The organism is Streptomyces sp. NPDC048291, from assembly GCF_043201715.1.
Lineage (GTDB): Bacteria > Actinomycetota > Actinomycetes > Streptomycetales > Streptomycetaceae > Streptomyces.
In genome coordinates, this window is sequence record NZ_JBICZC010000004.1 from 199375 (window position 1) to 212857 (window position 13483).

General features: G+C 69.6%; 13 protein-coding genes. 7 read left to right on the top strand and 6 right to left on the bottom strand.

Going from position 1 to position 13483, the window contains the following annotated elements; genetic code table 11:
* The first annotated feature begins 74 nt into the window (after positions 1-74).
* On the top strand, positions 75-488 hold the full coding sequence (locus ACGF5O_RS11785; RefSeq protein WP_004925829.1) for an anti-sigma regulatory factor: 414 nt from the start codon (positions 75-77) through the stop codon (positions 486-488).
* On the top strand, positions 485-1609 hold the full coding sequence (locus ACGF5O_RS11790; protein WP_393809739.1) for an RNA polymerase sigma factor SigF: 1125 nt from the start codon (positions 485-487) through the stop codon (positions 1607-1609). Before ACGF5O_RS11785 ends, ACGF5O_RS11790 begins: the two co-directional genes overlap by 4 nt.
* 76 nt (positions 1610-1685) lie before the next feature.
* On the opposite strand, the gene ACGF5O_RS11795 is transcribed toward ACGF5O_RS11790, so the two are convergent.
* Complete coding sequence (locus ACGF5O_RS11795) at positions 1686-2126, bottom strand: hypothetical protein (protein ID WP_393809740.1); 441 nt, start codon at positions 2124-2126, stop codon at positions 1686-1688.
* 116 nt (positions 2127-2242) lie between these two features.
* Between ACGF5O_RS11795 and ACGF5O_RS11800 the strand changes: the two genes are divergently transcribed.
* On the top strand, positions 2243-3211 hold the full coding sequence (locus ACGF5O_RS11800; RefSeq protein WP_393809741.1) for a diacylglycerol/lipid kinase family protein: 969 nt from the start codon (positions 2243-2245) through the stop codon (positions 3209-3211).
* A gap of 320 nt (positions 3212-3531) precedes the next feature.
* Positions 3532-3789, top strand: a complete 258-nt coding sequence (locus tag ACGF5O_RS11805) for a WhiB family transcriptional regulator (protein ID WP_010353616.1) — start codon at positions 3532-3534, stop codon at positions 3787-3789.
* Positions 3790-3958: 169 nt separating this feature from the next.
* Here the strand turns inward: ACGF5O_RS11805 and ACGF5O_RS11810 are convergent, their stop codons facing one another.
* The gene (locus ACGF5O_RS11810; protein ID WP_393810121.1) at positions 3959-5425 is read right to left on the bottom strand and encodes a sensor histidine kinase; all 1467 of its coding nucleotides are present in this window, start codon (positions 5423-5425) and stop codon (positions 3959-3961) included.
* A gap of 630 nt (positions 5426-6055) precedes the next feature.
* Between ACGF5O_RS11810 and nagB the strand changes: the two genes are divergently transcribed.
* The gene (gene nagB / locus ACGF5O_RS11815) at positions 6056-6841 is read left to right on the top strand and encodes a glucosamine-6-phosphate deaminase (protein WP_393809742.1); all 786 of its coding nucleotides are present in this window, start codon (positions 6056-6058) and stop codon (positions 6839-6841) included.
* A 118-nt stretch (positions 6842-6959) separates the two neighbouring features.
* Positions 6960-7502: a GNAT family N-acetyltransferase gene (locus tag ACGF5O_RS11820; RefSeq protein WP_393809743.1), complete on the top strand. Its 543-nt coding sequence runs from the start codon at positions 6960-6962 to the stop codon at positions 7500-7502.
* Between the two features lie 36 nt (positions 7503-7538).
* Here the strand turns inward: ACGF5O_RS11820 and ACGF5O_RS11825 are convergent, their stop codons facing one another.
* The 4 genes from ACGF5O_RS11825 to ACGF5O_RS11840 form a co-directional block, all read right to left on the bottom strand.
* Entirely contained in the window at positions 7539-9029 is a 1491-nt protein-coding gene (locus ACGF5O_RS11825) for a glycoside hydrolase family 3 protein (RefSeq protein ID WP_393809744.1), read from the bottom strand.
* A 9-nt stretch (positions 9030-9038) separates the two neighbouring features.
* On the bottom strand, positions 9039-9881 hold the full coding sequence (locus ACGF5O_RS11830) for a carbohydrate ABC transporter permease (RefSeq protein WP_393809745.1): 843 nt from the start codon (positions 9879-9881) through the stop codon (positions 9039-9041).
* Positions 9878-10852, bottom strand: coding sequence for a carbohydrate ABC transporter permease (locus ACGF5O_RS11835; protein WP_393809746.1), 975 nt, complete (start codon positions 10850-10852; stop codon positions 9878-9880). The genes ACGF5O_RS11830 and ACGF5O_RS11835 overlap by 4 nt, the downstream gene beginning before the upstream one ends.
* A gap of 201 nt (positions 10853-11053) precedes the next feature.
* Positions 11054-12340, bottom strand: coding sequence for an extracellular solute-binding protein (locus tag ACGF5O_RS11840; RefSeq protein WP_393809747.1), 1287 nt, complete (start codon positions 12338-12340; stop codon positions 11054-11056).
* 359 nt (positions 12341-12699) lie between these two features.
* On the opposite strand from ACGF5O_RS11840, the gene ACGF5O_RS11845 reads away from it, so the two are divergent.
* Positions 12700-13464, top strand: a complete 765-nt coding sequence (locus tag ACGF5O_RS11845) for a GntR family transcriptional regulator (protein ID WP_393809748.1) — start codon at positions 12700-12702, stop codon at positions 13462-13464.
* The last annotated feature ends 19 nt before the right edge of the window (positions 13465-13483 follow it).

Genomic DNA, 13483 nt, shown 5'->3' on the forward strand with positions numbered 1-13483 from the left:
GCTGAACCACGTAGTGCGTTACCCCGGGGGGCGACCCTCGGCCCCGAAAAGCTTGTACCACCATGGAGGTGAGGGTGTCCCAGATCGCAGGCGAGCCCGCGACCCAGGACTTCGTGGAAGTCCGGCTGCCGGCTGCGGGTGCCTACCTGTCGGTGCTGCGCACGGCCACGGCCGGTCTCGCCGCCCGCTTGGACTTCACCCTGGACGAGATCGAGGATCTGCGCATCGCTGTCGACGAGGCGTGCGCGATCCTGCTCCAGCAGGCCGTTCCCGGCTCGGTGCTCAGCTGTGTCTTCCGCCTCGTCGACGACTCGCTGGAGGTCACGGTCTCCGCTCCGACCACGGACGGCCACGCCCCCTCGCGCGACACTTTCGCCTGGACCGTGCTCTCGGCCCTGGCGGGCAAGGTCTCGTCGGCCGTCGACGAGGACAAGACCGTGTCGATCAGCCTCTACAAACAGCGCGGCGCGGGACCCGGGCCGGCGTGAGGAACGGGGACGGGCCGGTGCGGGACGAAGAACGCGGCACACGGGAGCTGCCGACCGGGGGCGAAGGCCCCGGGGCCGGCTCCCGCCGCATGGCTGACGGCATCGACGGCATCCCGGAACAGGCCAGGCCGCACCCGGAGGACCCCTCCGCGCAGGCCGGTCTGGAGGGTGCCGCGCAGAGCGCGCCCCCGGAAGGGCGGAACGGGGTCGCGGCCCCGCTCCGAGCCGGGGCGAAGGCTCGCGGAAGGGCGACGGGCGGGACGATGAGCGAGCACGAGCGATACGCCGAGGACGAGGCGCTGGCCGCGGAGGTAGTGCAGGCGACCCAGCACGAACCTCAGGATCGCAGCGCTCAGGACCGCAGCGCTCAGGACCGCAGCGGCGCGCGCGCCCTGTTCATCGAGCTGCGCGGGCTCAAGGAGGGCAGCGCCGAGTACGCGGAGCTGCGCAATCGGCTGGTCCGGATGCATCTGCCGCTCGTGGAGCACCTCGCGCGCCGGTTCCGCAACCGCGGCGAGCCGCTGGACGACCTCACCCAGGTCGCCACGATCGGCCTGATCAAGTCGGTCGACCGGTTCGACCCGGACCGGGGCGTGGAGTTCTCGACGTACGCCACCCCGACCGTGGTCGGCGAGATCAAGCGCCACTTCCGCGACAAGGGCTGGGCCGTCCGCGTCCCGCGCCGTCTCCAGGAGCTGCGGCTCGCGCTCACCACCGCCACGGCGGAGCTGTCCCAGCAGCACGGCCGCTCCCCCACGGTGCACGAGCTGGCCGAGAAGCTGGCGATCTCGGAGGAGGAGGTCCTGGAGGGCCTGGAGTCGGCCAACGCCTACTCCACGCTGTCCCTGGACGTCCCCGACACCGACGACGAGTCGCCCGCGGTCGCCGACACCCTCGGCGCCGAGGACGAGGCTCTGGAGGGCGTCGAGTACCGGGAGTCCCTCAAGCCCCTCCTGGAGGACCTCCCGCCCCGCGAGAAGCGGATCCTCCTCCTCCGCTTCTTCGGCAACATGACCCAGTCCCAGATCGCCCAGGAGGTCGGCATCAGCCAGATGCACGTCTCCCGCCTGCTGGCGAGGACTCTGGCCCAGCTGCGGGAAAAGCTGCTGGTCGAGGAGTAGTCCTCAGCGCCCTGAGGCTCAGCGCGCCCCAAAGGGCCGCGGGGAACTGCGCGACCGGCCCCCACCGCCCCGCAGATCAGCTACTACGCCCGGGGCCCTTGATCCCAAGGGCCTGGGTCGTAGCGGAGTTCACCAGCAGCACCAGCGAAGCAATCGCCACCACCGCCAGCACGATCCCCACCGGAATCGCCACACTGTCGGCCTGCAGCAGGTTGTACGCCACCGGCAACGCCATGATCTGCGTGATCACCGCCGGCCCCCGGCTCCAGCTCTTCCGCCGCAGCAGCCCCCGCGCAGCGACCAGCGGCAGCAGCGCCAGCACGACCACGGTGACGCCCCCGGTGATCGCCTGCCCCCGGTCGTCCGGATCCCCGGCGACCCCGAGCACGGCCAGCCACACCCCGCCGGCCAACAGGGCGAGCCCTTCCAGCCCGACCAGCGCGGCGGCATACGTCAGCCGCGGCGGACGGGGCGCCTCGATTCCGTCGGTCTTCTCAGCCGCAGGTGCTTCACTCACCCCAGCAGGGTAGCCCTCGGCCGGGACCCCCAAGTGTCGAGGCTCACGCCCCTATCTCTTACCGGATCCCTAACTCGGTCTGGGATCGGTACTTTCCAGTAGGTACGCTGCAATCCATGCGTGCACTTCTCGTGGTCAATCCGGCGGCAACCACCACAAGCGCACGTAGGCGCGACGTCCTCATCCACGCGCTCGCGAGCGAAGTGAAGCTGGAGGCGGTCACCACCGAGTACCGCGGCCACGCCCGCGACCTGGCCCGGCTCGCGGCGGAGAGCGACGACATCGACCTCGTCGTGGCGCTCGGCGGCGACGGCACGGTCAACGAAGTGGTCAACGGCCTCCTGCACAACGGTCCCGACCCGGACCGGCTGCCCGGCCTCGCCGTCGTCCCCGGCGGCTCCACCAACGTCTTCGCCCGCGCCCTCGGCCTGCCCAACGACCCGGTCGAGGCCACCGGCGACCTGCTGGACGCGCTGCGCGAGAAACGCGAGCGCTTCGTCGGGCTCGGCCTGACCGCCGGCACTCCCGGCACCGAGGACGAGGCGGTCCCGGCCCGCTGGTTCACCTTCAACGCGGGACTCGGCTTCGACGCCGGCGTCGTGGGGCGGGTCGAGCAGCAGCGCGAGCTCGGTAAGAAATCCACGCACGCGCTGTACGTTCGTCAGGTCGTCCGGCAATTCCTCGGCGAGCAGCACCGCCGGCACGGGACGATCACCCTGGATCGGGCCGGCGCCGACCCGATCACGGATCTCGTCGTGGCGATAGTCTGCAATACCTCGCCCTGGACGTATCTCGGCAATCGTCCGATGTACACGTCGCCTAAGGCCTCGTTCGATAAGGGCATCGACGTACTCGGTCTCAGCCGCCTGTCGACGGCCGCGGCTGCCCGGTATGGCACGCAGTTGCTCACTTCGTCCCCCGACAAGGGACCCCACGGCAAGCACGCGGTGTCCCTGCACGATCTGGACCAGTTCACCTTGCATTCGAAGGTGCCCCTGCCCCTCCAGATGGACGGCGACCACCTAGGACTGCGTACGAGCGTGACGTTCACAGGCGTACGCCGCGCACTGCGTGTGATTGTGTGAGCGGAACGGGCCAAAGTCCTTTCACTCGAACGTTTAGGCCAGGATCCACCCCATGGAAGTACGGCTGTGACCCAGTCGACACCGAGGAATCAAAAAAAACTTTCCGGAAGGGGTTGTATCCGTCGCTGAGGTTTGCGAGGCTCTACGTGGCGGTCGGGACAGCCCGCAACACCGGCGTCCACTGATCACCGGAATCCCCCTTCAACTCACAGGACCCCTGCCAGGGAACCTGGCGGTCGGCCCTTCACTTGTTGAGGGATTCGTGAAAGCGTTCACATTCACAAGCAACGTGCATGTAATACCAAGGAGAGGTAGCAGCCATGGACTGGCGTCACAACGCCGTTTGCCGCGAGGAAGACCCCGAGCTCTTCTTCCCCATCGGCAACACTGGTCCTGCGCTGCTGCAGATCGAGGAAGCCAAGGCCGTCTGCCGTCGCTGTCCCGTTATGGACCAGTGTCTGCAGTGGGCGCTCGAGTCCGGCCAGGACTCCGGCGTCTGGGGTGGTCTCAGCGAGGACGAGCGTCGCGCGATGAAGCGCCGTGCCGCCCGCAACCGGGCCCGTCAGGCCACCGCCTGACAGTCCCACCCCTGGTGACAGCCTGAGCTTGGCGGCGCGTACAGCGAGTACGCATCTCCCGCCCCCGAGCCGCAGCGCGCAGTACCCCCGATGCGCTTAGCAGTTGGAGCAGCAACGAGCGAGCAGCCCCGGACCCACCAGGTCCGGGGCTCTTTGCTGCCCGGAAGCTTCACTTCTGCGGGCGCACCGGCAGATCCAGGATCACCCGGGTGCCCCGCTCCGGTGCCGGCACCATGTCGAACGTGCCGCCCAACTCGCCCTCCACCAGCGTCCGTACGATCTGCAGACCGAGGTTGCCCGAGCGGTGCGGGTCGAAGCCCTCGGGCAGGCCGACGCCGTCGTCCTGGACGGTGACGAGCAGCCGGGCCTCCTTGGTGGTGCCGCCGCGGACCGCCGTGACCTCGACGGTGCCGGTCTCGCCTTCGCGGAAGCCGTGTTCCAGTGCGTTCTGCAGGACTTCGGTGAGCACCATCGACAGCGGGGTGGCCACCTCGGCGTCGAGTATCCCGAAGCGGCCGGTGCGCCGGCCCGTGACCTTGCCCGGCGAGATCTCGGCGACCATCGCGAGGACCCGGTCGGCGATCTCGTCGAACTCGACGCGCTCGTCCAGGTTCTGAGACAGCGTCTCATGCACGATCGCGATCGAGCCGACCCGCCGTACGGCCTCCTCCAGGGCCTCCCGGCCGCGCTCCGACTCGATGCGCCGGGCCTGCAGGCGCAACAGCGCGGCGACCGTCTGGAGGTTGTTCTTCACCCGGTGGTGGATCTCCCGGATGGTCGCGTCCTTCGTGATCAACTCCCGCTCGCGGCGCCGCAGTTCGGTGACGTCCCGGAGCAGCACCAGGGAACCGATGCGGGTGCCCTTGGGCTTGAGCGGGATCGCCCGGAACTGGATGACGCCGTCCTCGGACTCGATCTCGAACTCGCGCGGCGCCCAGCCGCTGGCGAGCTTGGCGAGCGCCTCGTCCACGGGCCCCTTGCTCGGGGCGAGTTCGGCCGTGGTCTGGCCGAGGTGGTGGCCGAGCAGGTCGGCGGCGAGGCCGAGCCGGTGGTAGGCCGAGAGGGCGTTCGGGGAGGCGTACTGGACGATGCCGTCGCCGTCCACCCGGATCAGGCCGTCGCCGACGCGCGGCGAGGCGTCCATGTCGACCTGCTGGTTCGGGAAGGGAAACGATCCGGCAGCGATCATCTGCGCGAGGTCGGAGGCGCTCTGGAGGTAGGTGAGCTCCAGGCGGCTCGGGGTGCGCACGGTCAGCAGGTTGGTGTTGCGGGCGATGACCCCGAGGACCCGGCCCTCGCGCCGTACCGGGATGGACTCGACCCGTACAGGGACCTCTTCGCGCCACTCCGGGTCGCCCTCGCGGACGATCCGGCCCTCGTCCAGGGCGATGTCCAGCATGGGCCGGCGGCCGCGCGGGACCAGGTGGCCGACCATGTCGTCCTGGTAGGAGGTGGGGCCGGTGTTGGGGCGCATCTGCGCCACCGAGACGTACCGGGTGCCGTCCCGGGTGGGGACCCACAGGACCAGGTCGGCGAAGGAGAGGTCGGAGAGCAGCTGCCACTCCGAGACCAGCAGATGGAGCCACTCGAGGTCGGAGTCGTCGAGGGCGGTGTGCTGGCGGACCAGTTCGTTCATGGAGGGCACGTCTGTGAGCGTACCTGGGGGTATGTGGATGGCCGAAAAGCGGCGGGAAGGCGGGGAAGGGCGGGCCCGGAGACACCCGCGGGCCGCGGCGCCTGGGAGGGACCCTCAACCCTCCCGGCACCGCAGCCCGGAGCAGCAACGGCCACGGGGTGTGCGGTCCCGATCGGCCGAAGGTGAGGATCCGGGGCAGTCAGGGCAGAGAGCTCCGGTTCCTCGGTCCGCCTTCCTGTGCGGGGAAGACGGAAGAGTGCGACTGTGCCGTACGGCTGATGCCGTACGCGTTCAGCCCTCGTATGCAATTGTGGACTAGACCACGGTGTGTGTCCATGCGTTGGAGACTGTTCACAGTTGATGCGATCGCAGCGTAGCCCGCCGGGGACGGCCGTGGGGCCGGATGTCCGGGGCAATTTCCCGCAGCCCGGCAGGGGGACGGCCCCCTCCGCGGAAATTTTCCTCAATTCACCCTATCTGACGCATTCACGTAACCTCGCACTTATCCCCTTTTCCTGCACCCGACCCGGGGCGACAGGGGTCGGTTCTGTTAGATTGGCCCCATCAGATTGGTCTAAACCACATAGACCTTCCAGACCCTCCAGCCCTCTTCAGAACGGCAGGCCCAGCGTGGAAGTTGTGATCGTTCCGGACGGCGCCGCGGGTGGCGAGCTGATCGCCGAGGCCATGGCTCAGCTGCTCCGGCACAAGCCGGCCGCGCTGCTCGGGGTGGCCACGGGCTCGACCCCGCTCCCCATCTACCAGGCGCTCACCGCCAAGGTCCGCGCCGGCGCGGTGGACGCCTCGCGGGCGCGCATAGCCCAGCTCGACGAGTACGTGGGGCTGCCGGCCGACCATCCGGAGTCGTACCGGTCGGTGCTGCGGCGCGAGGTGCTGGAGCCGCTCGGGATCGGGATGGACGCGTTCCTCGGCCCCGACGGCGCGGCCGAGGACGTACAGGCCGCCTGCGAGGCGTACGACGCGGAGCTGGCGATGGCGGGCGGCGTGGACCTGCAGCTGCTCGGGATCGGGACCGACGGGCACATCGGGTTCAACGAGCCGTGCTCGTCGCTGGCCTCGCGGACCCGGATCAAGACGCTGACCGAGCAGACCCGGGTCGACAACGCGCGGTTCTTCGACGGGGACATCACGCAGGTGCCGCACCACGTCATCACCCAGGGGATCGGGACGATCCTGGAGGCCCGGCACCTGGTGCTGCTGGCCACGGGCGAGGGGAAGGCGGACGCGGTCGCGGCGACGGTGGAGGGGCCGGTCGCGGCGGTGTGCCCGGCGTCGGCGCTGCAGTTGCACCGGCATGCGACGGTGGTGGTCGACGAGGCCGCCGCGTCCAAGCTGAAGTTCGCGGACTACTTCCGGTACACCTTTGTCAACAAGCCGGAGTGGCAGGGGATTTAGCGGATTCGTCTGCCGGGTTCGGTTCGATTCGGACTGCCGGCGTGTGGTGGGTTGCTCGCGCAGTTCCCCGCGCCCCTGAAGGGCGCGGGGCGCCGGGGCGTCGGATAGGTTGCCCGGCATGACTGTATTAGGAACCGATGTCTGGCCGCCTGCCCCGATCAGGACCGAGCGGCTCGTGCTGCGTGAGTCCGAGGCGCGGGACCGGGCGGCGGTCATCGAGATCTGCGCCTCGCCCGAGGTGAACGCCTATGTCGGCGGCCCCCGACCGCGTGCCGAGCTGGAACGGACGGTGTCCGAGGTGCCCGGGCGGCAACCCGGCTGGTTCGTGGTCGAGCTCGACGGAGCGATGATCGGCACCGTTCAGCTCAAACCGCACGCCCCCGAGGCGCCGGGCAGCGAACACCGCCGGGAGGCCGGCGGGACGGACCTCGGCTACCTGTTCCTGCCCGAGGCGTGGGGGCACGGGTACGCCGCCGAGGCGTGCGCGGCGGCGCTCGACTGGTTCTCCGGCGTACGGCCCGGTGAGCCGGTGGTGCTCTACACCCAGACCGCCAACGCCCGCTCGATGCGCCTCGCGGCGAAGCTCGGCTTCACCGAGCTGGAGCGGTTCGAGGCGTGGGACGCCGAGCAGTGGTTCGCGGTGCGGTCCCCGGCCCGCTGACACCGCCGGGGCCGAGGACCGCCCGGAGGGGCCGCGCTAGCCGGCCACGCCCGCGATGACCTCGGCCGCCGCCACTCCGCACACCCGCGCCGCACCGTGCGTCGCGAGGTACAGGGCGCCCCGGGGCGTGGCCTGCGGTACGCCCATCTCCACCACGATCGTGTCGGGGCGGGCCTTGAGCAGGGTGTCCAGGGCCCCGGCCATCCAGGGGTGCCGGTGTTCGTCCCGGACCACCGCGACGATCCGGCGCTCCCCCGCCGCCACGATCGCCGCGTGGCCCGCGTCCTCGCCCGCGAAGCTGCCGGTCTCGGTGCCGGGCACGAGCCGGGTCAGTTCGGCGGCGACGCCCCACGGGGTCTCCGTGCCCACGGCGATGTTGGTCTCGGGGGTGAGGGAGGCGACGAAGAGCGGTTCGGCCGGGGGCGTGTAGGGGTCGACGCGCGTCACATGAAGCGCGCGGCGGGCGGCGACGAGGCCGATGTCCGTGCGGGTCGGGTCCGGCTGGGCCACCTCCGTGGTGGCCGTCCAGGTCGCCAGGGCCCGTACCCGCTGCGCCGCGTCCGCCAGGCGTTCCTCGGGGAGCTCGCCGGAGCGGACCGCCTCGACCAGGGCGTCGCGCAGCCGTCGTACCGTCTCGTCGTCCGAGAGGCCGCCGCCCACGCAGATCGCGTCGGCTCCGGCGGCGAGCGCCAGGACGGTGCCGTGTTCGATGCCGTAGGTGCCGGCGATGGCCTGCATCTCGATGCCGTCGGTGACGATCAGGCCGTCGTAGCCGAGTTCGCCGCGCAGCAGCTCGGTGAGCACGCGGTGGGAGAGCGTGCCGGGCCGGGTCGGGTCCAGGGCGGGGACCAGGATGTGCGCGCTCATCACGGCGCGGCTGCCGGCGGCGATGGCGGCGCGGAACGGCACCAGCTCGCGGGCGTGCAGGACCTCGGTGCTCGCGTCGATGCGGGGCATGGCGAGGTGGGAGTCGACGGCGGTGTCGCCGTGGCCCGGGAAGTGCTTGGTGCAGGCCGCCACCCCGGCCGCCTGGAGCCCGGTGACGTAGGCCGCCGTGTGCCGGGCGACCAGGTCCTGGTCGGCGCCGAAGGAGCGGACGCCGATGACCGGGTTGGCGGAGTTGGAGTTCACGTCGGCGACCGGGGCCCAGCTGAAGTTGACCCCGCACGCGGCGAGGCGGCGGCCCAGTTCGAGGGCGACCTGCCGGGTCAGCTCCGGGTCGTCGACGGCGCCGAGGGCGTGGTTGCCGGGGAAGGAGGAACCGGTGCGCACCTCCAGGCGGGTGACGTCACCGCCCTCCTCGTCGATCGCCACCAGGACGTCGTCCCGCTCGGCGCGGAGCTGGGCGGTGAGGGCCGAGAGCTGCTCGGCCGAGATGATGTTGCGGCCGAACACGCCCACCGAGGCGAGGCCCTCGCCGAGCCGGCGCAGCAGCCAGTCGGGGGCGGTGGTGCCGGTGAAGCCCGGCTGGAGGACCGTCAGCGCGTCGCGCGTGAGTGTGTCCGTACCGCTGGCGAATGTCGTCATCGGATGGGGTTATCCCTTCACGGCGCCCGCGGTGAGGCCCGCGGCCATCTTGCGCTGGACGAGGAGGAACAGGACGACGATCGGCACGGCGAGCATGGTGGCGCCGGCCATCATCGGGGCGTATTCGGTGCCGTGCTGCGTGGTGAAGTTGGCCAGCCAGACGGTGGCCGTCTGGTGGTCCTGGCTGAGCAGCATCAGGGCGTAGAGGTACTCGTTCCAGGCCTGGATGAAGCCGTAGACCGAGGTGGCGACGAGGCCGGGGGCGAGCAGCGGGAAGACCACGCGGACGAAGGCGCCGGTGCGGGAGCAGCCGTCGACCATGGCGGCCTCCTCCAGCTCCTTCGGGATGTTGACGATGAACCCGCGCAGGGTCCAGACCGTGAACGGCAGGATGAAGGTCAGGTACGTGATGATCAGGCCGCTGAGCTTGTCGTACTGGTCCAGGTCGTTGAGGAGCAGGAAGACCGGGATGATCATGGCGACCAGCGGGATCATCTGGACCGCGAGGATGCCGACGATCACGATCTTGCGGCCGCGGAAGGCGAACCGGGAGATGGCCAGGGCGGCCAGCAGTCCGACGACCATGCCGATCACCACGACGGAGAGGGACACGATCAGGCTGCGGCCGACGGGGCCCCAGAAGTCGGCGATGTCCAGCGCGCGGCTGAAGTTGGAGAGGGTGATGCCGGTGGGCAGCAGGCTCGGGTCCGGGTCGATGGCGTCCTTCGCCGGCTTGAACGCCGTGTTCAGCATCCAGTAGACGGGGAAGCCCGAGACGACGAAGACGAGGAGGCCGAGGAGGTTCCAGCCGGCCTTCGACTTCCGGTGGCCGGGGGTGGCGACGGTACTCATTCGACCTCTCCGATCTTCAGCATCTGGCGCATGTACACGGCGACGACGCCGAGCAGGAGGAGCACGGTGAGCAGGGCGATGGCGGAGCCCTGCCCGTAGTCGTTGACCACGAAGGCGCGGTCGTAGGACCACGTGGTCAGCAGCTGGAACTCGGCCTCGGGGTGGCCGCCGCGCATCACGAAGACCTGCGGGAAGACGCCCATGTCCCAGATGACCGAGAGGGTCGTGAGCATCACGATGACCGGCTTGAGGATGGGCAGCGTGACGTACCGGAAGACGCCCCAGGGACCGGCGCCGTCCAGCCGGGCGGCCTCCTCCAGCTCCTGGGGGACCTGGGTGAGTCCGGCGCTGAGCGTGATGACCACGAAGGGGACCGCGCCCCAGACCACCAGGAGCATGATCACCGCGAGCCCCTCGGGTCCGCTGGCGAACCAGTTGTGGCCGACCATGTCGACCCCGGGGAGCTTGCTGAGCAGGGCGTTGAGGATGCCGTAGTCGGAGTCGAAGAGCCACTTGAAGACCGTGGTGGCGACGATGACCGGCATGCCCCAGCTGGCCACCAGCGCGATGTTGACCAGCGTCTTCACCCAGCCGGAGACGCGCTGCAGCAGCAGGGCGACCAGCATGCCGACGACCATGGTGAAGATGACGCAGCCGGCCGCGAAGAAGATCGTGCGCAGCACGACCTGCCAGAACTCGCTGTCGCCCAGCACCTTGGAGAAGTTCCCGAACCCGACCCACTCGGCCGGCTTGAACCCCCACAGCTGGGTCTGCCCGAACTGCTGGAAGGAGAGGGTGACCAGCCGGTAGAGCGGATAGCCGAGGACGAGCGCCAGGACCAGCAGGCAGGGGGCGAGCAGCAGCCAGGGCACGGCGGGCCCGCCCGAGCGCCGGTTCGCACGTGGTCTCTTCGGGGAGTCCGGTGGGGGTGCCGGCACCTTCGCGGGTGTGGTCGTATCAACGGCACTCATCGTGCGCTCCTAAGCAGCTCAAGAAACGTCAGGTGCCGCGCCCTGAAAGCGGCGCGGGGCGGCATCCATATGCGGCTACCGCCGCGTGTGCGCGACCAGCCACGACGCACCCGCAGTGGCCCCACAACCCGACGCGGCACCCTCTTTTGAAACCGACCGGCCGGACCTGACCCCCCGTCGGCCAGGCCCGGCCGCAGGCCGTTACGGGGTGTTGATGACCTTGTCGATCGCCGCGTCGGCCTCCTTGGCCGCCGCCTCGACGCTCTCCTTGCCGGTGCCGATGTTCTGCAGCATCGTCTGGAGCACCTGGGCCTTCTCCACCTGGCCCCAGCCCGGCGCCATCGGCACGAACCAGTTGGACTCGGCCGCCTCGGCCGGCACCGCGGTCGCCGGGTCGTTCTTCAGCGTGGCGAGGTCGGTCTTGTTGTTCGGCAGGTTGCCCTTGGCCATCAGGCCCTTCTGGCCGGAGGGGCCGGTGAACGCGTTGATCCACTCGGCGGCGACGCCCTGCGCCTTCGACTTCACCGGGATGGCGAGGTCGGAGCCGCCCAGAAAGACCGGCATGTTCTTGCCGGACGGGCCGGGCATCACGAAGTTGACCAGGTTGTCCTTCAGCTTGCCGCCGGTCTTGTCGTTCTTCGGGTCGGCCGCGGTCGCGCCCTCCCAGGCGGCACCGAAGATCATGGCCGACTTGCCCTGGCCGTAGACGATGTAGCGGTCCGACTCGTCCTTGGTCTTGTCACCGTGCATGTACTTGTCGATGACGCTCTTGAACTCGGTGAGGCCCTTGATGGACTCGGCCGAGGAGAGGTTGCCCTGCCACTTGCCGCCGTTCTCCACGGCGATGGAGCCACCGGCGTCGTAGACGAAGGACATGGCCGCGTACCAGTCACGGGTGGGCTGGTACCAGGCGCTGAACTTGTCGCCTTCCTTCTTCTGGATCTTGTCCAGGTCGGCGGTCAGCTCGGTGTAGGTCTTCGGCGTGGTCTTGATGCCGGCCGAGGCGGCGATGTCCTTGCGCCAGTTGGCGACGCGGCCACCGGCGTAGTACGGCACGCCGTAGGTCTTGCCCTGGTAGGTGACGGAGGCCTTGAGGCCGTCGAGCCACTGGTCGGAGCTGCTGAACTGGGAGGCGTCGACGGGCGCGAAGGCGCCCTTGACCATGTAGCCCAGCATCTCGGTGTTGCCCATCTCGACCACGTCGGGGGCCTTGTCCGTGGCGAGGACGGCGTCCAGTTTGGTGTTCTTGTCCGGCCAGCCGTAGTACTCGTGCTTGATCTTGATGCCGGGGTGCTTCTTCTGCACGGCGGCGTCGGCGGCCTTGACCAGGTCGGGCCAGTTGTTCTGGGCGTCGACCGTGAGCCAGACGGTCAGTTCCTTGGCGTCCGAGCCCTGGGACTTGTTGTCGTCCTTGTTGTCACTGCCACACGCCGCGACCGAGAAGACCATGCCCGCGATACCAATCGCGGCTATCAGCTTGCGCTTCACGCCACCCTCCTCAGGGATGCCACAAACCCCCCTGCCTCCCCGCACGAGCGTTGGGCCGGGACCTGGACCAATGGTGTAGACCAGTGCGGGAAGCTTGGCCCAGACCACCAGGCCTGTCAAGGGTGGCCGAATAGGCTCCGACCAGCCGTTATGCGACCTACATATGCAGGAACCTTTAAGTAAGAACCCCTCGAAATCCCGGGGCGCGGACGAGACAATTCCGGTAGACCACTCGCTCGGTGGACTAGACCAACGGCGTCCGCGACGGTATACAGAGGGGATCACGCAGGGTGCAGGGCGAATCCCGTACGCTGCCGTGCCACGAGGCGAGCCGCATCAATAAGCCGGGAAGGCGGAGCATGAGCACCGACGTCAGCAGTGCGGAGAACGAGAGCGGGACAGCCGTCCGTACCGCGCGCGTGCCCAAGTACTACCGCCTGAAGAAGCACCTGCTCGAAATGACCGAGACACAGGCCCCCGGCACCCCGGTCCCGCCCGAGCGCACCCTGGCCGCCGAGTTCGACACCTCCCGCACCACCGTCCGCCAGGCCCTCCAGGAGCTGGTCGTCGAGGGCCGGCTCGAACGGATCCAGGGCAAGGGCACCTTCGTCGCCAAGCCCAAGGTCTCCCAGGCGCTCCAGCTCACCTCCTACACGGAGGACATGCGGGCCCAGGGCCTGGAGCCGACCTCGCAGCTGCTGGACATCGGCTACATCACCGCCGACGACCGGCTCGCCGCACTGCTCGACATAAGCGCGGGCGGCCGCGTGCTGCGCATCGAGCGGCTGCGCATGGCCAACGCCGAGCCGATGGCGATCGAGACCACCCACCTGAGCGCGAAGCGCTTCCCGGCCCTGCGCCGCTCCCTCGTCAAGTACACGTCCCTGTACACCGCCCTCGCCGAGGTGTACGACGTCCATCTCGCCGAGGCCGAGGAGACCATCGAGACCTCGCTGGCGACCCCGCGCGAGGCCGGCCTGCTCGGCACCGACGTGGGCCTGCCGATGCTGATGCTCTCCCGGCACTCCCTGGACCGCGACGGCCAGCCGGTGGAATGGGTGCGCTCGGTGTACCGCGGCGACCGCTACAAGTTCGTCGCCCGGCTCAAGAGGCCCCAGGACTGAGCACGTTCACACCCCGCCC

Excerpts from the sequence above, each read along its gene's own strand:
- ACGF5O_RS11805 (WP_010353616.1), top strand. The coding sequence starts at position 3,532 with ATGGACTGGCGTCACAACGCCGTTTGCCGCGAGGAAGACCCCGAGCTC.
- ACGF5O_RS11810 (WP_393810121.1), bottom strand. The coding sequence starts at position 5,425 with ATGAACGAACTGGTCCGCCAGCACACCGCCCTCGACGACTCCGACCTC.
- ACGF5O_RS11835 (WP_393809746.1), bottom strand. The coding sequence starts at position 10,852 with ATGAGTGCCGTTGATACGACCACACCCGCGAAGGTGCCGGCACCCCCA.
- ACGF5O_RS11830 (WP_393809745.1), bottom strand. The coding sequence starts at position 9,881 with ATGAGTACCGTCGCCACCCCCGGCCACCGGAAGTCGAAGGCCGGCTGG.
- ACGF5O_RS11800 (WP_393809741.1), top strand. The coding sequence starts at position 2,243 with ATGCGTGCACTTCTCGTGGTCAATCCGGCGGCAACCACCACAAGCGCA.
- ACGF5O_RS11820 (WP_393809743.1), top strand. The coding sequence starts at position 6,960 with ATGACTGTATTAGGAACCGATGTCTGGCCGCCTGCCCCGATCAGGACC.
- ACGF5O_RS11845 (WP_393809748.1), top strand. The coding sequence starts at position 12,700 with ATGAGCACCGACGTCAGCAGTGCGGAGAACGAGAGCGGGACAGCCGTC.
- ACGF5O_RS11825 (WP_393809744.1), bottom strand. The coding sequence starts at position 9,029 with ATGACGACATTCGCCAGCGGTACGGACACACTCACGCGCGACGCGCTG.